Annotated in this window: 29 protein-coding genes; 15 read left to right on the top strand and 14 right to left on the bottom strand. The window is 56.5% G+C overall.

Annotation, left to right across the window (positions count from 1 at the left end; translation table 11 throughout):
• Window positions 1–41 precede the first annotated feature (41 nt).
• The 3 genes from THINI_RS15610 to THINI_RS15605 all read left to right on the top strand — a co-directional run bounded on the left by THINI_RS15610 (window position 42) and on the right by THINI_RS15605 (window position 1,535).
• Window positions 42–878, top strand: a complete 837-nt coding sequence (locus tag THINI_RS15610; RefSeq protein ID WP_002709522.1) for an MOSC domain-containing protein — start codon at window positions 42–44, stop codon at window positions 876–878.
• Window positions 879–1,066: 188 nt separating this feature from the next.
• Window positions 1,067–1,222, top strand: coding sequence for a hypothetical protein (locus THINI_RS25315; protein ID WP_002709521.1), 156 nt, complete (start codon window positions 1,067–1,069; stop codon window positions 1,220–1,222).
• Window positions 1,223–1,229: 7 nt separating this feature from the next.
• Complete coding sequence (locus THINI_RS15605) at window positions 1,230–1,535, top strand: DUF2288 domain-containing protein (RefSeq protein WP_002709520.1); 306 nt, start codon at window positions 1,230–1,232, stop codon at window positions 1,533–1,535.
• Between the two features lie 50 nt (window positions 1,536–1,585).
• Here THINI_RS15605 and THINI_RS15600 read toward each other — a convergent pair whose 3' ends face one another.
• The 5 genes from THINI_RS15600 to THINI_RS15580 all read right to left on the bottom strand — a co-directional run bounded on the left by THINI_RS15600 (window position 1,586) and on the right by THINI_RS15580 (window position 5,189).
• Complete coding sequence (locus tag THINI_RS15600) at window positions 1,586–2,317, bottom strand: rhodanese-like domain-containing protein (protein WP_002709519.1); 732 nt, start codon at window positions 2,315–2,317, stop codon at window positions 1,586–1,588.
• A 92-nt stretch (window positions 2,318–2,409) separates the two neighbouring features.
• Window positions 2,410–2,772, bottom strand: a complete 363-nt coding sequence (locus tag THINI_RS15595) for a hypothetical protein (protein ID WP_002709518.1) — start codon at window positions 2,770–2,772, stop codon at window positions 2,410–2,412.
• Window positions 2,773–2,919: 147 nt separating this feature from the next.
• Entirely contained in the window at window positions 2,920–3,357 is a 438-nt protein-coding gene (dtd, locus tag THINI_RS15590) for a D-aminoacyl-tRNA deacylase (protein ID WP_002709517.1), read from the bottom strand.
• Window positions 3,354–4,310 carry a prolyl aminopeptidase gene (gene pip / locus THINI_RS15585; protein WP_002709516.1) on the bottom strand — a complete coding sequence of 319 codons (957 nt, stop codon included), beginning with the start codon at window positions 4,308–4,310 and terminating at the stop codon, window positions 3,354–3,356. The genes dtd and pip overlap by 4 nt, the downstream gene beginning before the upstream one ends.
• Window positions 4,311–5,189, bottom strand: a complete 879-nt coding sequence (locus THINI_RS15580) for a polyphosphate kinase 2 family protein (protein ID WP_002709515.1) — start codon at window positions 5,187–5,189, stop codon at window positions 4,311–4,313.
• 140 nt (window positions 5,190–5,329) lie between these two features.
• On the opposite strand from THINI_RS15580, the gene THINI_RS15575 reads away from it, so the two are divergent.
• Complete coding sequence (locus THINI_RS15575; RefSeq protein ID WP_040840890.1) at window positions 5,330–5,794, top strand: Uma2 family endonuclease; 465 nt, start codon at window positions 5,330–5,332, stop codon at window positions 5,792–5,794.
• Window positions 5,795–5,840: 46 nt separating this feature from the next.
• On the opposite strand, the gene THINI_RS15570 is transcribed toward THINI_RS15575, so the two are convergent.
• Complete coding sequence (locus THINI_RS15570; RefSeq protein WP_211206987.1) at window positions 5,841–6,434, bottom strand: DUF2238 domain-containing protein; 594 nt, start codon at window positions 6,432–6,434, stop codon at window positions 5,841–5,843.
• A 96-nt stretch (window positions 6,435–6,530) separates the two neighbouring features.
• On the opposite strand from THINI_RS15570, the gene THINI_RS15565 reads away from it, so the two are divergent.
• On the top strand, window positions 6,531–7,250 hold the full coding sequence (locus tag THINI_RS15565; protein WP_002709512.1) for a transglycosylase domain-containing protein: 720 nt from the start codon (window positions 6,531–6,533) through the stop codon (window positions 7,248–7,250).
• 165 nt (window positions 7,251–7,415) lie between these two features.
• Window positions 7,416–7,811: a ribosomal maturation YjgA family protein gene (locus THINI_RS15560; protein ID WP_002709511.1), complete on the top strand. Its 396-nt coding sequence runs from the start codon at window positions 7,416–7,418 to the stop codon at window positions 7,809–7,811.
• A gap of 68 nt (window positions 7,812–7,879) precedes the next feature.
• On the opposite strand, the gene THINI_RS27040 is transcribed toward THINI_RS15560, so the two are convergent.
• A complete protein-coding gene (locus THINI_RS27040) occupies window positions 7,880–8,014 on the bottom strand; it encodes a PIN domain-containing protein (protein WP_281054678.1) in 135 nt (44 codons plus the stop codon).
• Between the two features lie 78 nt (window positions 8,015–8,092).
• Here THINI_RS27040 and THINI_RS15555 point away from each other — a divergent pair, with 78 nt between their 5' ends.
• The 3 genes from THINI_RS15555 (at window position 8,093) to THINI_RS15545 (ending at window position 12,271) form a co-directional block, all read left to right on the top strand.
• On the top strand, window positions 8,093–10,108 hold the full coding sequence (locus tag THINI_RS15555) for a beta-propeller domain-containing protein (RefSeq protein ID WP_002709510.1): 2,016 nt from the start codon (window positions 8,093–8,095) through the stop codon (window positions 10,106–10,108).
• Between the two features lie 30 nt (window positions 10,109–10,138).
• Window positions 10,139–11,314, top strand: a complete 1,176-nt coding sequence (locus THINI_RS15550) for an AAA family ATPase (protein WP_002709509.1) — start codon at window positions 10,139–10,141, stop codon at window positions 11,312–11,314.
• A gap of 174 nt (window positions 11,315–11,488) precedes the next feature.
• Complete coding sequence (locus THINI_RS15545; RefSeq protein WP_002709508.1) at window positions 11,489–12,271, top strand: L,D-transpeptidase family protein; 783 nt, start codon at window positions 11,489–11,491, stop codon at window positions 12,269–12,271.
• Here THINI_RS15545 and yrfG read toward each other — a convergent pair.
• Complete coding sequence (yrfG, locus tag THINI_RS15540) at window positions 12,234–12,917, bottom strand: GMP/IMP nucleotidase (RefSeq protein ID WP_002709507.1); 684 nt, start codon at window positions 12,915–12,917, stop codon at window positions 12,234–12,236. The two genes, THINI_RS15545 and yrfG, sit on opposite strands and share 38 nt — an antisense overlap.
• Window positions 12,918–12,976: 59 nt before the next feature.
• Between yrfG and THINI_RS15535 the strand changes: the two genes are divergently transcribed.
• The 3 genes from THINI_RS15535 to cysQ are packed head-to-tail and all read left to right on the top strand — an operon-like array spanning window position 12,977 to window position 16,571.
• The gene (locus THINI_RS15535; RefSeq protein WP_002709506.1) at window positions 12,977–15,202 is read left to right on the top strand and encodes a beta-propeller domain-containing protein; all 2,226 of its coding nucleotides are present in this window, start codon (window positions 12,977–12,979) and stop codon (window positions 15,200–15,202) included.
• Between the two features lie 15 nt (window positions 15,203–15,217).
• Window positions 15,218–15,766, top strand: coding sequence for an ADP compounds hydrolase NudE (gene nudE, locus THINI_RS15530; protein WP_002709505.1), 549 nt, complete (start codon window positions 15,218–15,220; stop codon window positions 15,764–15,766).
• A 10-nt stretch (window positions 15,767–15,776) separates the two neighbouring features.
• A complete protein-coding gene (gene cysQ / locus THINI_RS15525) occupies window positions 15,777–16,571 on the top strand; it encodes a 3'(2'),5'-bisphosphate nucleotidase CysQ (RefSeq protein ID WP_002709504.1) in 795 nt (264 codons plus the stop codon).
• On the opposite strand, the gene THINI_RS15520 is transcribed toward cysQ, so the two are convergent.
• Both THINI_RS15520 and THINI_RS15515 read right to left on the bottom strand, forming a co-directional pair.
• Window positions 16,565–16,954: an SseB family protein gene (locus THINI_RS15520; protein ID WP_154724426.1), complete on the bottom strand. Its 390-nt coding sequence runs from the start codon at window positions 16,952–16,954 to the stop codon at window positions 16,565–16,567. The genes cysQ and THINI_RS15520 overlap by 7 nt on opposite strands.
• Window positions 16,955–17,027: 73 nt before the next feature.
• On the bottom strand, window positions 17,028–18,581 hold the full coding sequence (locus tag THINI_RS15515; protein ID WP_002709502.1) for an ATP-binding protein: 1,554 nt from the start codon (window positions 18,579–18,581) through the stop codon (window positions 17,028–17,030).
• Between the two features lie 138 nt (window positions 18,582–18,719).
• On the opposite strand from THINI_RS15515, the gene THINI_RS15510 reads away from it, so the two are divergent.
• Genes THINI_RS15510 through THINI_RS15500 form a run of 3 tightly spaced genes read left to right on the top strand, consistent with a single transcriptional unit; the run spans window position 18,720 to window position 22,134 of the window.
• Window positions 18,720–19,868 (top strand): efflux RND transporter periplasmic adaptor subunit, encoded by a 1,149-nt coding sequence (locus THINI_RS15510; RefSeq protein ID WP_002709501.1) that lies wholly within the window; start codon window positions 18,720–18,722, stop codon window positions 19,866–19,868.
• Complete coding sequence (locus tag THINI_RS15505) at window positions 19,861–20,601, top strand: ABC transporter ATP-binding protein (RefSeq protein WP_002709500.1); 741 nt, start codon at window positions 19,861–19,863, stop codon at window positions 20,599–20,601. Before THINI_RS15510 ends, THINI_RS15505 begins: the two co-directional genes overlap by 8 nt.
• Before the next feature lie 60 nt (window positions 20,602–20,661).
• Complete coding sequence (locus THINI_RS15500) at window positions 20,662–22,134, top strand: S1C family serine protease (RefSeq protein ID WP_002709499.1); 1,473 nt, start codon at window positions 20,662–20,664, stop codon at window positions 22,132–22,134.
• Between the two features lie 79 nt (window positions 22,135–22,213).
• On the opposite strand, the gene gorA is transcribed toward THINI_RS15500, so the two are convergent.
• The 4 genes from gorA to msrP form a co-directional block, all read right to left on the bottom strand.
• Complete coding sequence (gene gorA, locus THINI_RS15495) at window positions 22,214–23,578, bottom strand: glutathione-disulfide reductase (RefSeq protein WP_002709498.1); 1,365 nt, start codon at window positions 23,576–23,578, stop codon at window positions 22,214–22,216.
• A gap of 137 nt (window positions 23,579–23,715) precedes the next feature.
• Entirely contained in the window at window positions 23,716–24,453 is a 738-nt protein-coding gene (locus THINI_RS15490; RefSeq protein ID WP_002709497.1) for a glutathione peroxidase, read from the bottom strand.
• 153 nt (window positions 24,454–24,606) lie between these two features.
• Window positions 24,607–25,254 (bottom strand): protein-methionine-sulfoxide reductase heme-binding subunit MsrQ, encoded by a 648-nt coding sequence (locus THINI_RS15485; RefSeq protein WP_002709496.1) that lies wholly within the window; start codon window positions 25,252–25,254, stop codon window positions 24,607–24,609.
• Window positions 25,254–26,168: a protein-methionine-sulfoxide reductase catalytic subunit MsrP gene (gene msrP, locus THINI_RS15480; protein WP_002709495.1), complete on the bottom strand. Its 915-nt coding sequence runs from the start codon at window positions 26,166–26,168 to the stop codon at window positions 25,254–25,256. The genes THINI_RS15485 and msrP overlap by 1 nt, the downstream gene beginning before the upstream one ends.
• Window positions 26,169–26,263 lie beyond the last annotated feature (95 nt).

The raw sequence follows: 26,263 nt of genomic DNA, 5'->3' as shown, positions 1-26,263 counted from the left end.
CTAAAGTAGACTTCCATTTACCTACATACAAGCCTGAACTCATGCCCACCATCAGCAGCCTGCACATTTACCCGGTCAAGTCACTACAGGGAATATCCCTGCCCCACGCCACCCTCACCACCCAGGGGTTGGCATTCGACCGGCAATGGATGCTGGTGGATGCAGCTGGGCAATTCGTCACCCAGCGGCAACTGCCCGCGCTAGCGCGCATCCGCACCCGCCTGACCAGCGACAGCCTGATACTGGAACATGCCGGATTGCCGCCCCTGCTGATCCCGCTGGAAATAATTCCGGACAAACGCTGCGAAGTCGTGGTCTGGCGAGACACCTGCGTAGCCTGCGAAGAAGACGCAACCGTTTCCCAGTGGCTAACGCAGGCAGTCGGGCACTGGCAAGGCAACGACCTGCGGCTGGTGCGCTTCGCCCCCGGCTTCACCCGTCCGGTTGACCCGAACTACTTGGATGGCGACAGCGCGGACACGGCATTTTCCGACGGCTACCCGTTCCTGATCGTGTCGGAAGCGTCGCTGGCGGCACTGAATACACAACTGCTGGCAAACGGCGCTGACCCTGTACCAATGGAACGTTTCCGCCCCAACATCGTCCTTAACGGCATGAACGCATTCGGGGAAAATGCCTGCAAAACCCTAACAGCAGCGGATGCCGGGTACAGTTTCACCATCCGCAAGCCCTGCCAGCGCTGCAAGGTGACGACAGTTGACCAGCACACCGGGCTGATTGCTAACCCGAAGGAGCCGTTGCGCACCCTGACGGCCATGAACCCGTATTCCCATCTGCAAGGGGCTTATTTCGGGCAAAACGCTACGCTTACCACAGGCACTGGTTCGACCATCAGGACAGGTGATACACTGTCCTGATGCCAAACAATCGCCAACTAATTCTTGAAAACACCGGTAAACCTGCACAATACTTGTAAACTTCCAGGGCATTATGGGGTCTGAAGTTTTAACTTATTTCCGCCCACCCCACAGGTGAAATTCACCCCAACAAGCGGCTTGATGTAGAGTACAGAGGCGAACAACTGGGTTCAACGGAGGCCAACCTCATGAACATGCCAACTTCTCACCGGATTATTATGACCTTGATGGCTGTTGCCTTGCCAGGCGGCGTGTTTTTACTGCTGTTCCCCAAACAGACTTCATACCTGATGAGTGATGTGAAAGACCGCATCGGCAAGTTCCAGACATTCATGAAGAAGTGACAGCCCCATGGAAGAATTCCTGCCCTTGCGCGACCGTCTCAACCTGGAAACCGCCCGCATCAGCTGGGCGGAACTGGAGCGCTTTTTTGCCGCCGGTAAAGTCATCCAGGTAGCGGCGGAACTGGATCTGGTGGCAGTCGCCACCCATTTTGCTGAGGACAACAGCACCCCCATCAAGGGCTGGTTGCAAACAGGCCAGTTACATATGCTGACTGACGCAACCGCCAAACACTGGGTGCAAACCAATCCACAGAACCTGTGGGCCGTAGTAGCCGCCCCTTGGGTACTGGTGCAGGAACGCCCAGCCCCATAACGGAAAAAGGCCGGTTCCCCGGCCTTTTTCGCGATTGCCACGACAAGCGTTTATTTTGCCGCCGCAGGCTTGACCGTCGTCAGGCCAAGGATTGACCAGTCCTGCATACCGCCGCGATACCACTTGATCTTGTCAGCCGGATAGCCAAATTTCAGCAGGGTTTTGATATTGGTGGGTGATTGGCCACACCACATGCCGTTGCAGAACATGACCAGCGTTTTGGCACCGGCATAGTCAAACACCTTGCTCACAGCATCACCGCCAGCAGCCACGGCTTCATCCACTGCCAGCGCATCAGCACCTTCCGCCAGTTTCGCGCCGAATTGCTCGGTCAGTATCGTGATGATGCCATCAGTCGTCGCACCCTTGTCCGGCGCCAGACCTTCCCAGGAGATATTGACTGCACCTGGGATGGTGCCTTTCTCAACCCAGTCAGGCGTGCGGGAATCAACCACCAGGATACTGCTGTCGCCGCCACTCATTTTTTCCAGGTAATCCAGCATACCCAGCTCGGCGATCGTGTCCACGCCATCAGCAACCGTATCAGGCTGGATGCAGAACGGCGGGCAAGGGCGGGAAGTCTTGGCAAAGTCTTCCACCACCATGGCCTTGTTGTCCTGGTTACGTTTGATTTCGACATCCGCGCCATCGTGCTTGACAGTAACGCTCATTTTGTCGGCGGTGATGCCGACTGGCTTGCCCTCCCCATCCGCCAACGCGGCAGTGGAAACGCTCAGCCCTACCATCAGTGCGGTTATGCCGATCAATTGGGTCAATTTCATGTAAATCCTCCGGTTCAATTTTACGTTAAATGAGCTGGAAACCCTGCCCTCTCCTCTTGGGAAATCCAGCCAATGCAAGGCAGCGAAGTGGCTTAGTTGCAATCTGGCTCCTCACCACCAACTGATTTCTTTTCACCTTCCGCAGGCTTGGCGTCGGCGGCGGGGGCAATTTCACCTTCCGCTGGTTTAGCATCCGCCGTAGCAGGAGCAGCTTCACCTTCCGCAGGCTTGGCGTCGGTGGCGGGGGCAATTTCACCTTCCGCTGGTTTAGCATCCGCCGTAGCAGGAGCAGCTTCGCCTTCCGCAGGCTTGGCGTCGGCAGCGGGGGCAGCTTCACCACTGGCTGGCTTGGATTCTGCCGTGGCACTTTTACCGGCTACATCTTCCTCTGCACACGCGGTAATGTGTATACCGGATAATGTTGCCAGCAATATTATTAAAGGTAGTTTTTTCATGTTTCCTCATCCTGATGCAAAACTGTGTCATTCTCACAACACCCAATATAACTATCAAAAAACCCCATCAGATACAAGAAATCAAATACTTATTAATAAATAAGCATATTACGCTTTAATAATGGATATACAGGAAATCAGTAAAGACTATACCTGCAACCAGAACGTGACAGGGCCGTCATTGACGAGGGACACCTGCATATCAGCTGAGAACACCCCCGTCTGCAAATTTTCAACCTGCTTGCGTGCCTGCGCGGCAAAGTACAGGTAAAGCCGCTCCCCCTCTGCTGGCGGAGCCGCCGGGGTAAAACTGGGGCGCATTCCCTTGTGGGTATCGGCAGGCAAGGTGAATTGCGACACCACCAACAGCTCCCCGCCAATATCGCGCAATGAAAGGTTCATCTTGCCCCCATCATCGGGAAAAATCCGGTAGCCCAGCACCCGTTGTAGTAAGCGGTCGGCTTTCGCCTCAGTGTCTTCCTTTTCCACCCCCAGCAACAACAGGATACCACGCCCGATCTGGCCAACGGTTGTGCCTTCAATCGCCACCTGTGCGGAGGAAACGCGCTGGATCAGGCCAATCATTCCAGATGCTCGGCCAAATCGTCAGTCGCCTGCACCAACGTCTGCTGGATACCGACCTCGCTGGCTGCATGGCCACTGTCAGAAATGATATGGAAATCGGCATTCGGCCACGCCCGATGCAGGGCAAACGCCTGTTCCAGCGGGCAGATCATGTCGTAACGCCCGTGAATGATACTGCCCGGCAGATGTGCAATCCGGTGCGCATCCCGCAGCAACTGGTTCGGCTCAAGGAAACCCTTATTGATGAAATAGTGCGCCTCGATCCGCGCCACGCTCATCGCCGTGTACGGGTCGGTGAAATGCGACAGCACCGATTCCTTGGGTTGCAGGTTGGCACAGCGCCCTTCCCAACCTGACCAGGCTTTGGCTGCCTGCATCCGCGCAATCTCGTTGTCCCCAGTCAGGCGCTTGTAATAGGCTGCCACCATATCGCCGCGTTCCGCTTCCGGAATAGGGGCAAGATAGTCCAGCCAGTAATCGGGGTAAATGCGCTCGATCCCCTGCCCCATCTGGTAAAACCAGTCGATGTCCTGCTGACGGCAGAGGAAAATACCGCGCAGGATCATGCCCAGTACCCGCTCCGGATGCGCTTCCGCATACGCCAACGCCAGTGTGGAACCCCACGAGCCGCCGAACAGCACCCACTGGTCGATACCCAACTGCGTGCGGATCAGCTCCATATCCGCCACCAGATCCCAGGTCGTATTGCGCTCCAGCGAAGCATGGGGGCGCGAACGCCCGCAACCACGCTGATCAAACAGGATGATGCGGTAACGGTTGGGGTCGAAAAACTGCCGGTGCCACGGCTCACACCCCGACCCTGGCCCACCGTGCAGGAACACTACCGGCAAACCCTCCGGCACGCCGCATTCCTCCACATAAAGCTCATGCACAGCATCTACCCGCAGGTAGAAATGATGGTTGTCACGGATGGGCGGGTAAAGCGCACTCACTCATTGTTCTCCTTCGTGTTCCAGTAGCCGTCGGCATTCTTCAAACCGCGCCAGATGAGCGGCATCAGGTTCCGGGTAATCCATACGCAATGACTCCAGCGTCTGTACGATGGTTTCCACCACTGCTACCCGCATGTAAGCCTTGTTGTCGGCAGGAATCGCGTACCATGGTGCCTGCTTGCGGGAAGTGGCGCGCAACGCCGCTTCATACGCCTGCATGTAGGCATCCCAATGCTGCCGCTCCTGCACATCCCCCGGCGAAAATTTCCAGTTCTTGTGCGGGCTATCCAGCCGTTTCAGGAAGCGCTGTTTCTGCTCATCGCGCGACACATTCAGCCAGAATTTCAGGATCACCGTACCGTTACGTGCCAGATGCTTTTCATGCTCATGGATGGATTCAAACCGGTCAGCCCACAGCGTATCATGGTTTACTTCCGCTGGCAGATTTTGCCCACCCAAATATTCCGGGTGCACCCTTACCACCAGCACTTCTTCGTAGTAACTACGGTTGAAAATACCGATCCGCCCGCGTTCCGGCAAGCATTTACTGGTGCGCCACAGAAAATCGTGGTCGAGTTCCTCCGCCGACGGCTGTTTGAAGGAAAATACCTGGAACCCCGCCGGGTTGACGCCACGGGTAACGGCGCGGATGGTGCCATCCTTGCCCGCCGCATCCATCGCCTGGAAGATCAGTAGCAGCGAATGCTTATCGTGAGCGTAAAACATTTGCTGGAGTTCGTCGAAGCGGGCGACCAGTTTTTCCAGACGCTTTTCCAGTTCCTTGTCGTCTGGGGCATCCTTGGGCGGGCTGGTGGGCGTTGCGGCCAAGTCGAAACTGCCGTCGAACGGGACGCGGTAGGCTTCGGGGAATGAGAACATGTGGACTTCTCCTGCTAGCTTGTATGGGAATAGTATAGGGAAAGATGGGGCGTCAGGTTTTCTGGTTTTTTATGTCCATCGATACGTTCCAGGGATTCCGCTATACTGAGGCGGTAACCACAGGACTGATGGAGACTATCATGCAGTGGGCAGATGTCCTGGCAGACCCTTCTCTGAAAAATCTGCCATTTAAAATCGAGTTAAACGAAAAGGGGCACATCGAAATGTCACCAGCCTCGAATTTCCACGGCTTTTTGCAGAGTGAACTGGTGTGGTTGCTGCGCTCCCAACTGGATACCGGGCGGGTCATTACCGAGTGCTCCATTGATACACCGAAAGGCGTGAAAGTGGCGGATGTCGCCTGGTGTAGCCCCGCTTTTGTTGAAGAGCAGGGCGACCGGACACCGTTTACCAAGGCTCCCGAGATTTGTGTAGAGGTTGTTTCCCCGTCCAATACGTTTGTCGAAATGCAGGATAAGGTTTTGTTGTATCTGGCCAAAGGCGCTAAAGAGGTGTGGCTGGTCAAAATGCCGGGGACAACAGCCATTTACCGTTCTGAAGGTGAAGTAAACGGGTCACTTTTTGTCAGCAAGACAGTTGTGTAGAGGGATTTTGCCCATTCTGCGCAGAACAGACTTCCTCTTTTTTTCCTTATTGGACTTGCAACTGCCGGTCATGCAGCTTTGCCAGCAAAACCAAACCAACCATAGCACCAAACAGCGCCAACGCCATATCTGACTGCGTATCCCAAACATACCCCTGCGTACCCAGAAAAGCCTCGGCGGAAGTGCCGGAAAGTTCCGCCACCAGCCATTCAATCAGCTCGTAGAAGGCACTGAGCGCAAGACAGAAACAGACGATGAAGAAATTCATCCAGCCGTTTCCGTTAAACACCTGCTTGCGGATCACAATTTCGCGCGCAATCATCACCGGCACAAAGCCCTGTACGAAATGCCCCACCTTGTCGTAATTGTTACGCTCGAAACCGAACCAGCCCTTGAAGGAGTCGAACAGCGGCACTTCCGCATACGTGTAGTGCCCACCCACCATCAGGATGATGCAATGGAGCAGGATCAGCCCGTACACCAGCGGCGTCAGCGGAAACGAGCGGCGGGTGAACGCCAGCACCACCAGACCGATCAAGGCAGGCGCGACTTCCAGAATCCAGGTGAAATAATCCTTCGGGTTGATCCCCGACCAGATCAGGACAGCGAAAAACACGCTTAGCCAGAACACTTGCATCATCTCATTTCCTCAAAATATCCCTCAAGTCTGCAAATTTGCTGCAAACCTGCCGGTAATAATGCCAGCCAAGGCTGTATAACGAAAAGGAGAAAAATCATGCGCATACTTTCGCGTTTCATAAGCGTCATCACGTTAGGTTTGCTGGCCATGGCAGTCTGGTATGCTAACGAAATCCGGAGCGCCCGCGAACAAACGCCTGCCTTGGTCGCCGCTGCGTTTGAACGGCATGGAACGGAACTGACTCCGGAAGCGCTTTCCCCCGCACGCAAGGCCATGCTGCTGGCGATCGAAGACCCAACATTCCTGACCCACCACGGCGTTGACCTCGCCACACCTGGCGCGGGCATGACCACCATCACGCAGGGCTTGGCGAAACTGCTGTATTTCCCACAAGGCTTTCAGCCCGGCCTCGCCAAAATCCGCCAGACCCTGATTGCCCAATACGCACTGGATGCCTTGACCAGTAAGGATGAACAACTGAAGCTCTTCCTCAACATCTCGTATCTGGGTAACGAAGACGGGAGGGCAATACACGGTTTCGCCAATGCCGCCCACACCTATTTCGGTAAGGCGTTCCATGCGCTGACTGATGAGGAATTCATCGCGCTGGTGGGAATGCTGATCAGCCCCAACAGCCTCAAGCCGGGTACGCCCGCCAGTAATGAGCGGGTACAGCGAATTTCCGCCTACCTCAATGGTAAAATTCAGCCCGCCAGCTTACTGGATGAGGAATATACCGGTAAACAACAAGGCTCGGTTGCGGAGGAGGCATTGATGATGTTTCTACGGCTGGTAACGGAGGCAAAACCATCGTGAACCTGCTAATTCCCTAATGGAGGATCGCCATGCTACGCCTACCCACACTCAACACTGACCGCCTGTAACCGCGCCCGTTTGCACTCTCGGATGCGGCGCAGGTGCAATGAAGATGACCTGGTGGTATACGGGCTGATGAATCCGGCACATCATAAAGGAAGCAACATGCGTCTAAACCCAACAATGCTACTGGCCGCCATCGTGCTCTTCGTGGTGGAAGTCATTATTGCCACCAAACTCAACGGCTATCACTTCATCCGCGCCTATTTCGGCGACTTTCTGGTGGTAATGCTGGTGTATTGCGTGGTGAAAGCCTTCTGGAATGTGGAGCCGAAACGGCTGGCTATCGCCGTTTTCATTTTCGCTTGTGCAATTGAGCTGGCACAGTTGTTCCGGCTGGCGGATTTACTGCATCTGACTGGCTGGGTGCGGGTGGTACTGGGGACGAGTTTCAGTTTTCACGATATTCTGATGTATGCGGCGGGGTGCATGGCTATCTGGTGGCTGGATTCACGTTGGTATAAAGAACAGACGAAGGCTGTGAATCATGGAACAGCCTGAATTTCCAACCACGTCCACGCCTCCAAGTACGAAAGGAGGGCACAACATGCGACAAACGAACTCCGTCATTAAACCTGCGAGACCAGCCAAGGATTAACCAGAGCTAACCCCGGCAAAAAATCAAAATCACTCACGTTCCGCGTCGCCAACACGGCATCCTGTGTATAGGCAATGGCAGCAATCATCATGTCTTCCACACTCATGGGGCGACCCGCCCGCCGCAACCTTTACACAAGCACACTGTCTAACATGGCACTGATACCTCACATCAAGGACTCACCATGAAAACAACAACACTCACCAGCCTTGTCACCGTATTGACCGTCCCATGGGTGGTTTCCTGCGCCTCGCTCGAAACGCCCACCGACACCGAAACCGGCGGCCTGAAAAAAGCCAGCGCCAGAGAACTGCGCGATTACCTGCTGCAACCCTACCTGAACCCACCACCACCTTGCGGGCGTGGTGGCCCTTGCCCTGCACCTGCCGCCGTTGGTGCACCCGCCGCCGCGCCAGCACCTGCCGCCCCCAAAGTACAGGCGGCTGGCAACTACAAAGGCCCGGCCTTTTCCACCACCAACCTGCAAGAGCGCGGCGTGGACGAAGCCGACCTGCTCAAGACCGACGGCAAGCACATCTACGCCATCGGCGCACCCAACAACCAGCAATACCAGAACAACACCCTGCGCATCATGCAAATCAACGCAGGCGGCAAAAACTTGCAGGAAGTCAAGCGCATCACCCTGCCCGACAGCAACCTGAGCAACCTCTACCTCGCGGGCAAACAGCGCCGTCTGGTGGCGCTCGGTGACACCTATGTGCAAACACCAGCCACGCCCAAACCCGCGCCTGGCATGGCCTACATCATGCCCATGCCACAGCAAACCGAACTGCGTTACCTCGACATCCGCCAGCCCGAACAGGCCAACACCGCGCTGGATGTGAAGCTCGACGGCACGCTGCATTCCAGCCGCCGCGTGGGCGACACCCTGTATCTGGTCATGCAGCACTACCCGCAGATGGATTTCCAGTACGGCGACAAGCTGGACAACATCACCGCGCAAGACCTGCTCCCCACCTACCGCAGTAATGGCGGCAAGGCTGCGCCTTTGGTCACGCCTGACAACTGCTACATCGAACGCAAACCCGCCAAGGAACAGGAAAGCGCCAGTGGCTATCCTTACGGTTACGGCAACAGCAGCATCACCAGCATCATTGCGGTGGATTTGAACGCCCCCGGCTTCAGTTTCAGCAGCCGCTGCTACGCAGGCAACCCGGAAACGCTGTATGCCTCGCCGCAAGCCCTGTACCTGGCCACCACCAATTACCAGTACAACCAGGCGCAAGGCGCACGCAGCAGCACCAACATCCACAAGTTTGCCTTTGCCGGAACCGGCATCGCCTACCGTGGCAGCGGCAACGTGCCGGGGCGTCTGAGCGGGCAGGAAGCCTCCTTCCGTCTGAGTGAGCAGGATGGCTACCTGCGCGTGATCAGCGAAAACGATCAGTTCATGACCCCCGGCATGAGCGTGTCCGCGCCTTATGGCAGCTCCCCCGGCATCCTCAGCATCCTCAAGGAAGGCGGCCAGGATGGCCTGCAACTGGTTTCCCAACTGCCCAACCGCCAGCGCCCCCAGCACTTGGGCAAGCCGGAAGAGCAGCTTTATGCCTCGCGCTTTGTCGGCGATCAGGCGTACCTCGTCACCTTCCGCAGCACCGACCCGCTGTACATCCTCGACCTGAGCAACCCGCGTGACCCGTACATCGCGGGCGAGTTGAAAATGCCGGGCTTTTCCGACTACCTGCACCCGATCGGCGAGCATTTGCTGCTGGGCATCGGCAAAGACGCGATCCCCGACCCCAACGGCGATTTCCGGGGCGCATGGTATCAGGGCATGAAACTGTCGCTGATAGACACCAGCAAACCCGGCGCGTTGAAGGAAGTGGATACCCTCATCCTCGGCAAGCGTGGCACGGATTCGGCAGCCCTGCACGACCACCATGCCGTGACCGTGTTGCCAGCCGGGAACAAGCTGCGGGTTGCCTTGCCCATCAAGCTGCACGACACTGTTCCTACCGGAATGCAGCAGCATCCATCCAACTACTACGACCACACCCAGACCGGGCTGTACCGCTTTGAAGTGGACAAGGCCGCGAAGAAAATCCGCCAGCTTGCCCCGCTGATCACCGAACGCGGGCGGGAGGAATACTGGATGTATCCGCAGAACGACCGTAGTGTGCTGTTCGGCGATTATGTGCATTATTTCCACAACGGGAATTTTTGGTCGCAGGCGTGGTAGCGCCTTACACAATTGGCTAAGATTGGGATCATGCTCCACACCCTTGCCATCGCCAACTACCGTTCCCTGCTGAAGCTGACCATCCCGCTCGGCCAGCTCAACCTCATTACCGGCGCGAACGGCAGCGGTAAATCCAACCTTTACCGCGCCCTGCGGCTGCTGGCGGAAACCGCGCAAGGCGGCGTGGTCAACGCGCTGGCGCGGGAAGGCGGGCTGGATTCCACCCTGTGGGCAGGCCCGGAACGCTTTTCGCGGGACATGCTCAGCGGCGAAGCCCCCATCGAAGGCACGGTACGCAAGCGGGTGCGCCTGCGGTTGGGGTTTGCCGGGAAAGATTTCGGCTACGCCATTGCCTTGGGCTTGCCCGTCCCATCAGCCTCCCGATTCACCCGTGACCCCGAGATCAAGCATGAATGCATCTGGGGCGGCGACCATTACCGCCCCGCCACTGCCTTGGTAGAGCGCGACAACACGGTGGTCAAAGTGCGCGAAGGGCGCAAATGGTCGGTCATGACCCAGCACCTGAACCACTTTGACAGCATGTTCAGCCAGACCGCCGACCCGGCACGCACCCCGGAAACCCTGCAACTGCGCGAAACCATCCGCAACTGGCGGTTTTACGACTACTTCCGCACCGATGCCGACGCGCCTGCCCGCCAGCCACAACTCGGCACGCGCACGCCGGTATTACACCACGACGGGCGCGACCTTGCCGCCGCCTTGCAAACCATCCGTGAAATCGGCAACCCGCAAGCGCTGGAGCAAGCCATCAGCGACGCCTTCCCCGGCGCACGCCTACGCATCAAGTCACCGGAAGAGGGCGGTGACGGGCGTTTTGCGCTGGAATTTTATCAGCATGGGCTGGTGCGCCCCCTGACCGGGGCGGAACTTTCCGACGGCACACTACGTTACCTGCTGCTGGTGGCCGCCCTGCTGACCCCGCGCCCGCCGCCGCTGCTGGTGCTGAACGAGCCGGAAACCAGCCTGCACCCCGACCTGCTGCCTGCCCTGGCGCGGCTGATCATCCACGCCGCCGGGCAGACACAGGTGTGGGTGGTATCACACGCCAGCCGCCTGATTGCCGCGCTTGAGGAAGCGCCCGCCTGCCACACCCTCGCGCTGGAAAAACACCTGGGGCAAACGCAGGTGCAAGGCTTGCGGATGCTGGATGAGCCGCCATGGCATTGGCCGGATGGCAGGTATTAAAAATCCGTCATTTCCCAACGCAAAAGAAGCTTCAAGGAATAGTGATGGCATGAACGGGCCAGGGCAACAACACCTGCACGCATTTTCCAAATTCCCCACAGCCCTTCCTGCACAAACCATCGGTAAACTGCCTCCCCGCAATAAACATAACAACAGCGGGGAGGCAGCACATCCATGCACAAGCTCTTAGCCATATTACTCACCCTTGCCGTCACCAGCGGGGTATTATCCTTCCGTTATCTCGCAGAGATAGGCATTCTGAAGGATTACGTGACACTCAAAACCAGCGACAAACTGACTGTCGAGGAACGGCTGGAGCAGTTCGGAACCGCCGCCACAGTCAGACTCGCCCTCCATTTCCAGCAGGCGGACGTGCCGTTCCCTCCTGCCGCCATCGCGTTGCTGGCATTCAAGGACAGCAAACGGCTGGAACTTTACGCCAGCAACCGGCAAGGCGCATGGCGTTATGTGCGCCATTACCCGATCCAGGCCGCCAGCGGCGCGCCCGGCCCGAAACTACGCGAAGGCGACCGCCAAGTGCCGGAAGGTATCTACGGTGTCGAATACCTCAACCCCAACAGCCTGTTCCACGTTTCCATGAAACTCAGCTACCCGAATGCCTTCGACCTCGCCATGGCGCAGGCGGAAGGGCGCGCTGACCCTGGTTCCGACATCATGATCCACGGCAAGGCCAAATCCATCGGCTGTCTGGCCATGGGTGATGCGGCGGCTGAGGAACTGTTCGCCCTGACTGCGTGGGTGGGCAAAGAAAACGTGCGCGTGGTGATTGCGCCAACCGACTTTCGGCTCAACGGCAGTAAGCCAGACCTGACCAATCTACCAGCATGGGCAGACAGGCTTTACCAACAGTTGCGGGCGGAGCTGATTCAGTACCCTGGGGAAAACATACCCCACCCACCTACGGCAACAACTGCGTATAACACTCCACCGCCGTAAACTCCTGCGTATCCTTCGGCGGTTGCCGCGAATCCGGCTCACGGATTGCCAACAAATACTTTACTCCCGCCGCCTGCGCCGAACGCAGCACATGCAGGTTGTCGTCAATGAACAGCGAATGCGCAGGCGAATAAGCTTCCACCTCAGCCAGCTTCTGCCAGAAATCCGGGTGCTCTTTCGGCAGCCCCAGCGAATGCGAGGTAATGATGTGGTCGAAATAATGCTCTAGTGCCACATAGCCGAATTTCAGACCGACGCTTTTCTGGTGCGCATTGGTCAGCAACACGACCCGCTTGCCGCGTGCGTGCAGCGACTCCAGAAAGCGTTCCACATGCGCGCGGATCTGGATGCGGTCGGCAACCTCGTGCTTAAGCTCCACCAGGTCGGTTCCCAGATGATTCTGCCAGTAATCAAGGCAATACCACTCCAACGTGCCTTCCATTTCGGTGTAACGCTCGTGCAGGTAAGCGCGGATTTCCTCCGGCGTTGCCCCACGCTGTTCCGCCAGCCGCACCGGCAGGTGTTCCAGCCAGAAATGGTTGTCGAAATGCAAATCCAGCAAGGTACCATCCATGTCGAGAAAAACTGTCTGGATATTATCCCAATCCAAATCTATCGGGAAAAAACGGCTTGTTCTATAATCCACTGTTATGGGCTTCCAAATCACTAAAAACGGCATCGTAATCATGCCAGCGGAGGGTTTCTATGAAAAATTTACGGCAATTGGGGCTAAGCCTTTCCATCGCTTTGCTGCTCACGGCTTGCGGTGGCGGCGGCACAAGCACCACGGTCAACAATACCAGCAGCAATTCTGACACCGCCAGTGGAACGACTGGTAGCACAACCGGTAGCAATTCTGGTACCGCCAGCGGAACGACCGATAGCACAAACACCGCCAACAAACCTGCCCTCAAACAGGCCGCCAGCAACCCGGAACTGGAAGCCCAGTTCAAACAGCAGTTGCTGGACGATTACGGCACTACCCGCGAATTATATCCGGTTTACGCTCCCGCTGTCGGTTCGGCCACTGCCACCTCCACTGACAGCGCTGCTGCCAGCAGTTTTTCTAGCACCAATATCCAGGAAGCCGGAGTGGATGAGGCTGACCGCATCAAAACCGACGGTAACTACCTTTACACCCTCAGCACCACCACTTACGACTATCCGGTCGGCATTGCCGTCCCGCTGGCAAGCACCGGCGTAGCCACTACTGCGGCGGACGTAGCGGTGAGCACGTCATTGCCTGCCCCGATGCCCCAACCGCCCACGCTACGTATTTTCAAGACCAATCAGGCCAGTTCCACCCTGGCCAAGGAAATGCCGCTGGACAGCGACAGCAGCATTATTCCCAACGGCTTGTACCTGAACGGGCAAAAGCTGGTGGCGCTGGCCGAAAAAGGCCAGATGTTCGGTATCTGGGACAACTGGTTCGCCCCCACTTACTGGATGAACCAGCAAAGCCAGGTTTACCTGCTGGACGTTTCCACGCCGGAAAACCCCACCCAAACCGCCAAGCTGACGATCGATGGGCAGGTTATCAGCAGCCGCAAAATCGGCTCCACCCTGTATCTGGCCACCCGCCACAGCCCCAGCCTGCCCGGCCTGTACCCATACCCAATCAGTGAAGACGAGGCCGCAGCCAACCGCAACCTGATCAATAACGCCGACTTGGCGGATTTCCTGCCCGACTATCAGCTCAACAACAATGCGAAAGCGGAAATCTTCGCTGCCAATGACTGCTTCACTACCCAATACAGCGGCAAAACAAGCTACCAGAGCAGTGTGATCAGTCTGCTGGCGATTGACCTCAACAGCAGCACGCCCACACCGCGTGGCAAATGTTTCGTCGGCGATACCGAAACCCTGTACGCCTCCCTTGACGCCATCTATCTGGCGACCACCCAGTACAATTACACCACCACGGCCAGCAGCAGTGGCGGGGCCAGTACCACCATCGCCGTATACGACCCTGCCATTACCACCGACCTGCACAAATTCTCGCTGGAAAATGGCGACATCGACTACCGGGGTTCCGGGCGCGTCAACGGCCACCTAGGCTGGCAGCAGGATCTGAAACCATTCCGCATGAGCGAATACAACGGTGTGTTGCGCCTGATCACCTATACCGGCAGCTGGAATGACCGCACCGCCTCCCCGGCCAGCTTGTACACCTTGCAGGAAAACAGCGCTAGCCAGTCGCTGGACATCCTCGCCAAGCTGCCCAACAGCACTCGGCCTGCACCATTGGGCAAGATCGGCGAACAGATTTACGCTACCCGCTTCCTTGGCGACAAGGGTTATCTGGTAACTTTCCGTACCACCGACCCGCTGTACATCCTTGACCTTTCCAACCCGACTGACCCATTCATCGCCAGCGAACTCAAGATTGACGGCTATTCCGACTACCTGCATCCGGTGGGAACAAACTACCTGCTCGGTGTCGGCAAAGACGCTGTTATCGACACCAGCGGCAGTTTCGGTGACGAAGGCCGAGGTGCATGGTATCAAGGGGTAAAACTGTCGCTGATCGACATCACCAGCTCCTCTGCCCCTTATGAAAAACAGAAAATCATCATCGGCAAGCGCGGCACGGAAACCGCCGTTTCCCAGACCCACCATGCCCTGACTACTCTGCAAAACGGCGACAACCTGCAAATGGCGCTGCCGGTCAGCCTGCACGAAGGCACGCCCAGTTATTCCTCCGGCCCCAGCACGTATTACAACTGGACGCAGGATGAGCTATATCGCCTCAACATCGACACCCGCAACGGCGTCATGCAGACACTGACCCCAATCGTCAGCGAAGCGGCTGCCAGTAATGACCCTTACGGCTACTACTCCAACTACCTGTGGCCGTATGACCGTTCGGTGATGATCGGCAATAACATCCATTACCTGCACGGTGACAAGGTGATAAGTCAGGCGTGGTAATGCTAGAATCGGCTGATGCAAAAACCACCCAGAATCCACGCGGTTAAGCCCGTCACCAGCAGCCGCCTGTTCCATGTGGAAGAAGTCCACCTGGAATTCAGTAACGGTGAGCGCCGCATCTATGAGCGCCTTGCCAACCGTGGCAATGGCGCTGTGCTGATCGTACCACTACTGAAAGATGACACCCTGCTGCTGATCCGCGAATATTCCGCAGGCACCGGGCGTTACGAACTTGCCTTCCCCAAAGGCCATATCGAAGCCGGCGAAAGCCCGCTGGAAGCCGCCAACCGTGAAATCATGGAAGAAGTCGGCCACGGCGCGCGCGACCTGCACCTGTTGCGCAGCATCAGCGTGTCACCCGGCTACATGCAACACCACACCCATCTGGTGCTGGCGCGCGACCTTTACCCCAAACAGATGGAAGGCGACGAGCCGGAGCCGTTGGAAGTCGTGCCGTGGAAACTGCACGATATGGAAGAATTGCTGTTACAGGACGACTTCACCGAAGGCCGCAGCCTGCTGGCACTGTTTCTGGCATGTGACTGGCTGAAGCAGCATCAATAAAGGAAACCTGATGAACCTGAACCAACTTATGCCCACCACCGTCGACATTGCACGGCAGGCAGGCGAAAAAATCATGAAAGTCTACAATTCAGCCGATTTTTCGGTGGAACACAAAGACGATAACTCCCCACTGACGGCTGCCGATCTGGCATCCCATCACCATATCGTCGATGCCTTGGCAGCGTTGACACCGCAATATCCGGTTTTGTCGGAGGAAAACGCCAGCGAGCTGCCGTTTGAGGAACGCAGCCAGTGGCAAACCTACTGGCTGGTCGACCCGCTGGATGGCACCAAGGAATTCATCAAGCGCAATGACGAATTCAGCATCCTGATTGCGCTGGTGCATGACAACATCCCTGTGCTGGGCGTCGTACACGCCCCGGTACTCAAAACCACCTGGTTTGCTTGCAAGGGCAGCGGCGCATTTAAACGCACCGGGGATGACACCGCCTCCATTTCGGTACGCGCTACAGGCTCACCGCTTTCCGTGGTCGGCAGCCGCTCCCATGCCAGCGCAGGCTTGCAGGCATTTCTGGAAAACATCGGGGAACATGAGCTGGTTTCCATGGGCAGCATTTTGAAAGCCTGCATGGTGGCGGAAGGCACGGCGGACATTTACCCCCGCATCGGCCTGACCTCCGAATGGGATACCGCAGCGGCACAAATTATTGTGGAAGAAGCTGGCGGGCATTTCACCCGCACTGATATGCAACCGCTGCGCTACAACACCAAGGAATCGCTGCTGAACCCGCATTTCTTCGTGTTCGGCAAAGATTACCGCGACTGGTCGCAATACCTTCAGTGAATCCCCTGTAACATCCCCACCTCCAGATCAATCCCGAGTTCATTGTCGGGGTTGATCGAAATGCTGTAACCCACCCCAACCTTCTCGATGACCCACTTGAATTCCGCCAACAGGCCACCGCCATAGCCAGGGAAATCCTTGACGAAATTTTTTGCCATTTCCGGGCTGGTGAACAGGATCAGCACCTTCTGCCCGGATTCATCCTCCAGCGTCAGCGGCGTCGCCTGATCCCCGGTGGTCGGTTGCAAACCACCAATCTGGTGCTTTTCATAAATCGGCATGAACAGCGTCAACCCCATCAACTGCTGGATGAAGGTTTCACTATCCAGCTCTCCTGACTGCGCTTTCAACAACAGTTCTTCGGCTTCATTCATTGTGTGCATCTGTAAATCCTTACCTTTCTGGATGCTTGGAAGGGTAATGGATACCTGGATCAGGAACAAGATGACTACATTTCTATCCGGCTACCTGTTCCCACTCAAAATTGACGATATTGCGGTCGGCCTTACTGAACTCCACCCCTAGCAAATAAAGCGGCTGCTGCAAAGCACGGTACTTGTCAGCATACGCTTTATCCTTGATTTGCTGGAGTGCCTTGCCTTGCGGGACAAACTCGACCACCTTGAACTCAAAAATGTAGATTTGCTGGTTGAACTTGAGGGTCATGTCGATACGCCCCCAATTACTGGTGTCTTCCAGCGTAATGTCCAGTCCCAATGAGGCAAAGTAGGAGTAGAACACGCTGGCGTAATAACCTTCGTAGTGCTGGATATCGTTATTGTGATACCACTGGTGGGGGATGCTGGCAAAAAAGCCGTGGAACAGGCCGCGCAGACCATCCAGATCATTACTGGCCAGCAGCCGGTATAACTGGCTGGCATGAACCACTTGTTGGGACTTGTCCTTTACCAGCGCGGAAAGCAGGCTGTCATTGAGACTTTGGTAAACTTCGCGGTTGGGGTAACCCAGCGTATAAAAATATTGTCCGCCCAGATTTTCCTCTTTTTTAATTGTCAGGTAGCCGGTCTGGAACAGTAAGGCTTCGATCGCAATGTCACCCACATCAAAACTGGAAAGCATGGCGCTGCTGCTGAGCATGTTGTCCAGCTTGGGGCTGGGTATCTGGCCTTGCAGCAATTGTTCAATAAGAAACGTTGGTGTACCGGTTTCAAACCAGTAGCTTTTGAAACGGCGCTCATCAAACAGTAACAGGATGTCGAAAGGGTTATACACCCCCTCCCCCAGCCAATGATAACCGTTATACCAGTCACGGATTTGCCGACGATCCAAGCCCGGCAGTTCAGCGGCGAAGACTGTATCAATATCGGCATCGGTATAGCCGCAGAGGGTGCTGTAACGCGGATCCAGCGTGATGTCCTTGAGGTTGTTCAGTCCGGAAAACAGGCTGACTTTGGAAAATTTGCTAACACCGGTCAGGAAGTTGAAGCAGACATGCGCATCCGAATCCTTGATAGTGCTGTAAAATCCGCGCAGAAAATCACGGTTGTCCCTGGCAATTTCCGGGTATTGCAGCGCATCCAGAATCGGCTTGTCGTATTCATCGACCAAGATGGCAACGGGTTGTCCGCTGTGCTGATGAACATGGCGAATCAGCGCCTGAAAGCGTTCCGGGCAGGTGGTGTAAGTGGTTTTCAGGTTGAATTGCTGTTCCAGCTGATCCAGCTGAGCGCCGAGGTTGTGTTGCAGGTAATCAGCCTGCCTGAAGTTACCAAAGCCGAAGCTGAAACGTAATACCGGAAACAGCGTTGACCAGTCCCAATGCTCGTGGATCGCCAGCCCCTGAAACAGCTCCTCGTTACCCTCAAACAACTCCTTGATGGTATCCAGCAGCAGGCTTTTGCCGAAGCGACGCGGGCGGGAAAGGAAGTAGTGGGTACCATTGTCGATCATGTCTTTGATCATGGCTGTTTTATCGACATAGTAATAATCACCTTGGCGCATTTTGGCGAAGGTCTGAATACCGATGGGAAGTTTTTTGCGTGCCGTCATAATCAACCAGTGCTGTCGGTGGACACGTTGAGTTTAGCACGCTTTAGCTAGCCACTAACCTCTGCGCACTTGCCTCATTCCATGCCACATTTGCAGAGGCTTGCGAATAGGTTTAAAAAGAACAAAAGGAGTCATGACATGCGAATTTCCCGAATCCTTGTTGTCCTACTGGTGATTGCTGGAGTTGGCTGGTTCATCTGGCAACGGCAACACCCCGACGCCATGGCAGTCAGCGTCGGCAAAGTTACCCGTGGTACGGTCGAAGCCACCGTCGCCAACACCCGCGCCGGTACGGTCAAAGCCTGCCGCCGCGCCAAACTTTCCCCCTCCCTCGGCGGCCAGATCAGCGCCCTACCATTCCCCAAAGGCACTGAAGTGCAGAGCGGCGATGTGCTATTGCGTCTGTGGAACAAGGATCTGGAAGCCAACCTCAAGTCCACCGAGGAAGGCGTGAAAGCCTCCGCCAAGCAACGTGACGCCACCTGCCTGCAATCCGCCGAAGCCAGCCGCGCCGCCGACCGTGCTGCCCGCCTGCGCCAGTCCGGCAGCATTACCAGTGAGGAACTGGACAAGACCAACACTGCCGCGAAGGTCGCCGCCGCCAACTGCAAGGCCGCCGAAGCACAGACCACAGTCAGCGAGGCACAGTTGAAAGCCGCGCAGGCGCAACTGGAACGCACCATCCTCACCGCGCCGTTTCCGGGTGTAGTGGCCGACATCAACGGCGAACTCAACGAATACGTCACCCCTTCCCCTCCCGGCATCCAAACCCTGCCGGTCATCGACCTGATCGAACCCGGTTGTTTCCTGGTCAGCGCCCCAATCGACGAAGTGGATGCACCCAAAATCAAACCCGGCCTGCCCGCCCTCATCACGCTGGACGCCTGGCGCGGGCGTGATTTCCCCGGCACCGTCACCCGCGTCGGCTCTTACGTGATTGATCTGGAAAAACAGGCGCGTACCGTCGAAGTCGAGCTGGCTTTCAACAACCCAGACGACCTCAAAGCACTGCTGGTCGGCTACAGCGCCGACGTAGACATCATCCTCGAAACCCGCGCCGATGTATTGCGCATCCCCACCGAAGCCCTGCTGGAAAGCCATTACGTCTACGTGGTTGACACCGACGGTAAGCTGGAAAAACGCCGTATCGAAACCGGCCTCGGCAACTGGACATTGACCGAAGTCACGGCGGGGCTGGAGGAAGGGCAACAAATTGTCACCACGCCGGGCGCAGAAGGTGTGAAGGAAGGCATTACCGTGAAAGCGAAGGAAAACGGGGATGAGTGAAAAGTTTTCCCCTGGCCATCCCCCCCACCCCACCCCTCCCCCGCCAGGAGGAAGGGAGCCGTTCATCCAACTGAGGAATATTTGCCGCTTTTTTCAGGTGGGGGATGAAACCGTTCACGCCCTCGACCATGTGACACTCGACATCCACGCAGGCGACTACATCAGCGTGATGGGGCCATCCGGTTCCGGCAAATCCACCCTGCTCAACATGCTCGGCCTGCTTGATCAGGCCGATTCTGGCTCCTACCGGCTGGAAGGCCGCGAACTCACCACCCTGCCGGAAGAGCAACGCGCGCAGGTACGGCGGGAAAAGATCGGTTTCATCTTCCAGTCCTTCCATCTGATCCCGCGCCTGACTGCTGCCGAGAACGTGGAACTGCCGCTGGTGCTGACCGGCATCCCCGCCAACGAGCGCAGGCCGAAGGTGCAGCAAGCGCTGACCAGCCTCGGCCTGGCGGAACGCGCCGACCATCGCCCCGCGCAACTTTCCGGTGGCCAGCAACAGCGGGTAGCGATTGCCCGCGCCACCATCCTGCAAGCACCGTTGCTGCTGGCGGATGAACCTACCGGCAACCTCGACACCCACTCCAGCACCGACGTGATCCGCATTCTGGAAGCGCTGAACACGCAAGGCATTACCCTGGTCATCGTCACGCACGACGCCAATATCGGCGGGCGGGCGCGGCGTGCAATCCGCATGGTCGACGGCAAAATTGTTCAGGATGGGACATAACCATTCGCGTATTGTTTAGGCTACAATAGCGCCCACTTTGGGTATTTTGAGTCTTGCTGTATGTATCGTATGTTCCGCACGTTCTGCCGCCACACCGCTATCCTGCTGGCTTTGCTCGCCATGCCTCTGCTATTTTCCGCCGCCTGGGCCGATACACAAGTAGAACAGATGCTGGAAAATTCCGTCGTCAAAATCTACGTCACCAGCAAATCCTACACCTCTTATTCCCCGTGGAATGCGGATAGCATCTCCTCCAGCGGCTCGGGGTTCATCATTGATGGCAAGCGCATCCTCACCAACGCCCATGTGGTGGCCGACCAGGTATTCGTGGAAATCCAGCGCGACGGCAACCCCAAGCGCTACCAGGCGGAAGTGCAAACCGTTTCCCACGAACTCGACATTGCCATCCTCAAAGTCAAGGACGAGCGTTTTTTCAACAAGGGCAAGCCGCTGCCACTGGGCGAACTACCCGACATCCACCAGGAAATCATGGTCTACGGCTACCCGATTGGCGGCGACACCCTCAGCACCACGCGCGGCATCGTGTCGCGTATCGAATACCTGCCGTATACCCACAGCGGGCTTTCCTACCAGATGATCCAGATTGACGCCGCCATCAACCCCGGTAACAGCGGTGGCCCCGCCATTGCCGGTGGCAAGGTGGCCGGTGTGGTGATGCAAAAAGCGGGTGGTGAGGGCGAAAACATCGGCTACATCATCCCCGCCATCATGGTGAAACGCTTTCTGCAAGACATGGAGGACGGCAAATACGACGGCTTCCCGGAATTACCCCTGCAAGCGGAACTGCTGCTCAGCCCCGCCCTGAAAAAGAAATACCAGCTGGGCGAAGAGCAAAGCGGCATCCTGATCAACAAAGTGTGTGCCAATACCTCAGCGGAAAAACTGCTGCAAAAAGGCGATGTCATCACCCACATCGACGGCAAAAACATCGACGATGACGGCACATCGCCCCTCAATTCGCACAAAACCATCTATTTCGCCCACTACCTCGACCTGCACCAGGTCGGCGAAACCCTCGCGCTCGACATCGTGCGCGACGGCGAGGCGCTGAAGGTCGAGCTACCGCTGGACAAAGCTGACGAAAGCACTTACGTGTTTGACCAGGAACCGCGCTACTTCATTTTCGGCGGCTTCGTATTCGTGGCAGATGACACCTATGACTCCTGCCTGAGCCGCGAGGATTACGATGACAACAAGGAAAAGGACAAGCAGGAAAGCGTCACCATCTCCCAGGTGCTGGCCGCCTCCAGCAACCTGGGTTTCCACGACCTGTCATCCATGGCAATCAACAAGCTCAATGGCGAAACCTTCAACACCTTTGAGGAATTTTACAAACGCCTGAAAACCTCCACGACCCCCTTCATCATGCTCGAGGATTACTCCGGCTACGAAGTTGCCATCGACCGGGAACTCGCGGAACAGGAACACCAGGAAATCCTCAAGCAATACCGCATCCATCGTGACCATTCGGCGGAGATTGACGGGTGGGATAAAGAGTTGACGAAGAAGTAGCCACATTTTGGCTGGCGTAAAAAAGCCCCGACTGACGAACCAGCGGGGCTTGCTTCCAAACACAATCAACACACGAAAACTATTTCATCGTCACCAGCTCTTCCGCGCTGACAGGGTGAATGGCGATGGTGTCGTCAAAGTCGCTCTTGGTCGCGCCCATGCGGATGGCGACCGCGAAACCCTGCATCATTTCATCCACACCCAGACCGATGGCGTGACAACCGACGATCTTTTCCTCTGCGCCGGTTACCACCAGCTTCATCGCGGTTTTGACTTTGTGTTTGGCGAATGAGTAATACATCGGCGTGAATTCGGTGCTGTAAACCTTCACCGCGTCGCCGTATTTTTCGCGCGCCGCTTCTTCCGACAGGCCAATCGTGCCGATCGGCGGATGCGTAAACATCACGGTCGGGATCAGGCTGTAATCGACCTTGCGATCCTTCATGCCGCCGAACAAACGGTCGCCGAGACGACGGCCTGCGGCAATCGCTACCGGGGTCAGTTGCACGCCGCGCATGTTGATAATGTCGCCGATGGCGTAGATGCCGGGGACGCTGGTTTCCTGCCATTCGTTGACATCGATGAAACCGCCGGGGGCCAGCTCCAGACCGGTGTTTTCCAGCCCGATGTCGTCGGTATTCGGCACGCGGCCAATGGCCCACAACACCTGATCCAGATCGGTCAGGGTGCTGCCGTCGGCGTAATGGATGGTCAGCTTGCCGTCAGCCTGCTTTTCGATGCTGGCGATCTTGTCGTTGTCGTTGAACAGGATGCCGTCGGCTTCCATCTGGAAACGCAGCGTCTTCTGCATCAGGCTATCGAAACCGATCAGTACCGGGAAGCCCTGGTGCAGCATGTGGGTGCGAGTCCCCAGCGCATTCAGCACACCTGCCAATTCCAGCGCGATGTAGCCGCCACCAACCACCGCGACCTTCTCTGGCTGCTCTTCCAGCTCAAAGAAACCGTCGGAATTAATACCGTATTCCGCACCGGGAATGTTGTTGGGCACAACCGGGCGGCCACCTGTGGAAATGACAATGTGGTCAGCAGTGTACTTCGCGCCATCCACTTCCAGTGTCTTTGCATCGACGAAACGCGCCTGACCTTCGATCAGCTCCACACCGAGTTCACCGAGGAAGCTGTCCAGATACCAGTCATTGATACCGCCGATCATGTTTTCGCGCTTGGCGACCAGTTTCTGCCAGTCGAGCTTGCCGGGGACAGTGGAAAAGCCGTAATCCTGCGCTTCATGCTGTGCATAAGCCAGATTGGCGGCGAACCACATGACCTTTTTCGGCACGCAGCCGCGATTGACGCAGGTGCCGCCGAGGTCTTCGCTGACTTCGATCACTGCACATTTCGCGCCGTGTTTCGCTGCCTTTTCCACCACCGACAGGCCGCCGCTGCCTGCGCCGATGGCGATTAAATCGTAATGTTGGCTCATGCTGTTCTCCGTAAAATACTGTTGTGAAGAAACCCCTCCTAACCTCCCCTTATCAGGGGAGGAACAAGAGGGTGCTCCGCCGTATGCTCCCTCCCCTGATAAGGGGAGGGTCGGGGAGGGGTTTCTTTTTAGGCTTCTTACGACCGCGCCGCCAACCAAGCTTCCAGCTTGTCCGACCCGCCGATCAGTTCACCGTTGATGAATACCTGCGGAACCATATCGACACCGGCAACGGCGCGCAAGGTCTGGTTCTTGTAATTTTCGTTCAGCACCAGTTCGTCGAACTCGATACCGGCGTCGTGCAACATGCCTTTGGCGCGTGCACAGAACGGGCAGCCAGGGCGGCTGAATACGGTTACGTCCAGTGGCGCTGCGGCTTCCGGCGCGATGTAGGCCAGCATGGTGTCAGCGTCGGACACTTCAAACGGGTCGCCCGGCTTGTTCGGCTCGATGAACATCTTGTCTACCACGCCGTTTTTCACCAGCATGGAGTAACGCCAGGAACGCTTGCCGAAACCGAGGTCGTTCTTGTCAACCAGCAGACCCATACCGTCGGTGAAATCGCCGTTGCCGTCCGGGATGAAGGTCAGCTTGTCGGCTTCCTGATCCACTTTCCACTCGTTCATGACGAAAGCGTCATTGACGGACATGCAGATGATTTCATCCACACCGTACTTTTTAAAGGTATCCGCCAACTGGTTGTAACGTGGTACGTGGGTGGAAGAACAGGTCGGAGTGAACGCACCCGGCAGTGAGAACACGATCACGGTCTTGCCTGCAAACAGGGAATCACTGCTCACATCAACCCAGTCGTGGTTCTGACGGGTACGGAAGGTAACGCTAGGTACTTTCTGGCCTTCTTTATTCGGGAACATGTCTTGGTCTCCTTGAATTGATTTATCTCAAACGATCTAGAAAAGTTATCGTATGCAGCGCAGTATAAGTATCCGCTAATCAAATTCAAAGCAGAATGTTTCTAATGATGTATCCGATTTTTTAGATGGAAAAACTTGCTTTCATACAGCGCACTAACTACGCCGCAAAACCCTTGGCAATTCCAGGCGCAACAACGGCATTTTCCGCTGTAACCAGCGCAGTACCCGTTCGCCCAGCAACACAGCCAGCAACACAGCATACACAAGCGGCATCGCCAGCCGCTCCTTGGATTCCGCCAGCCACCAGAAATGCAATACAGCCAGGCTAGTCAGCGGGTAAATCAGCGTATGCAAGCGTTGCCAGTTGCGCCCCAATTTGCGCATCGCGGCCTTGAAGGAGGTCAATGCCAACGGCGTCATCAGCAGGAAGGCCAGCATCCCCACCGTGATGAACGGGCGTTTGAGGATGTCTTTCCAAATTTCCGCCCAATCGAAAAACTGGTCCAGCCACAAATAACTGAGCAGGTGCAATGCACCATAAAAAAAGGCGAACAGGCCCAGCATCCGGCGGAGCCTCATGCCTTGCGTCCAACCGGCTGCCCGCCGCAAGGGGGAAATCAGCAGCGTAAACAACAGGAAACGCAGCGCCCACTCCCCCAGGCTGCGGGTCACGTATTCAATCGGGTTCGCGCCCAAGGCATCCTGCCACACGCCCCATACCATCCAGGCCAACGGCGTCAGCGCCAGCACGAAAACGGCTGGCTTGAATACCTTGCTGAAATAGGGTTCACGGATTTGCATCAGAAATGCTTCCTTAAATCCATGCCGCTATACAGGCTGGCGACCTGATCGGCATAGCCGTTGAACATGAGGGTTGGGCGCTTGAGAAATTCGCCGATGCGGCGTTCGCGTTTCTGGCTCCAGCGTGGGTGATCCACCTCCGGGTTGACGTTGGAATAGAAACCGTACTCGGATGGTGCAGAACGCCCCCAACTGGTTCCCGGCTGGGTTTCCACGAAACTGATACGCACGATGGATTTGATGCTCTTGAAACCGTATTTCCACGGCACTACCAGACGCAGCGGCGCGCCATTCTGATTGGGCAGCTCCTTGCCGTACAGGCCGGTCGCCATGAAAGCCAGCGGGTGCATGGCTTCATCCATACGCAAGCCTTCCACATACGGCCAATCCAGCACGTTGCGCTTCTGCCCTGGCATCTGCTTGGGGTCGCGCAAGGTTTCAAAACGCACGTATTTGGCTTTGGACGTCGGCTGGAAGCGTTTCAGCAATGCCGATAGCTGGAAACCGTTCCACGGGATGACCATCGACCAGCCTTCCACGCAACGCAGGCGGTAGATACGTTCCTCGCTGCCATGTGGCTTGATAATGTCTTCCAGCGCAAACGTGCCCGGCTTTTCGCATTCGCCATCGACGGTCACGTTCCACGGCGAGGTGACCAGGGAACCGGCATACTCCGCCGGGTCACGCTTGTCAGTGCCGAATTCGTAGAAATTGTTGTAGGTCGTTACATCCTTGTAAGGAGTTTGTCCTTCATCGGTGGAAAACGCGGATTTGGCCTGCGCCGCCAACGGCAAGCCGCTGGCCGATAGCAGGGCGACCCCACCCAGCGTTTTCAGGAATTCGCGACGACGCTGATACAGCGCATAGTCGGTTACTTCGTTTTCGGTCAGGTTGTGTGGGCGTTTGATCAACATGGTTGGTTACCTCCTGTTTAAGGGGTATTACGCTATAACGATCCGGTTGGATGCAAATAACCGGGAAGAAGGTTATTCTAAACCGATAATGACAA

The organism is Thiothrix nivea DSM 5205 (assembly GCF_000260135.1).
Lineage (GTDB): Bacteria > Pseudomonadota > Gammaproteobacteria > Thiotrichales > Thiotrichaceae > Thiothrix > Thiothrix nivea.
The sequence above is the reverse complement of the archived record's forward strand: the minus strand, read 5'-3'. Positions and strand labels throughout refer to the sequence as shown.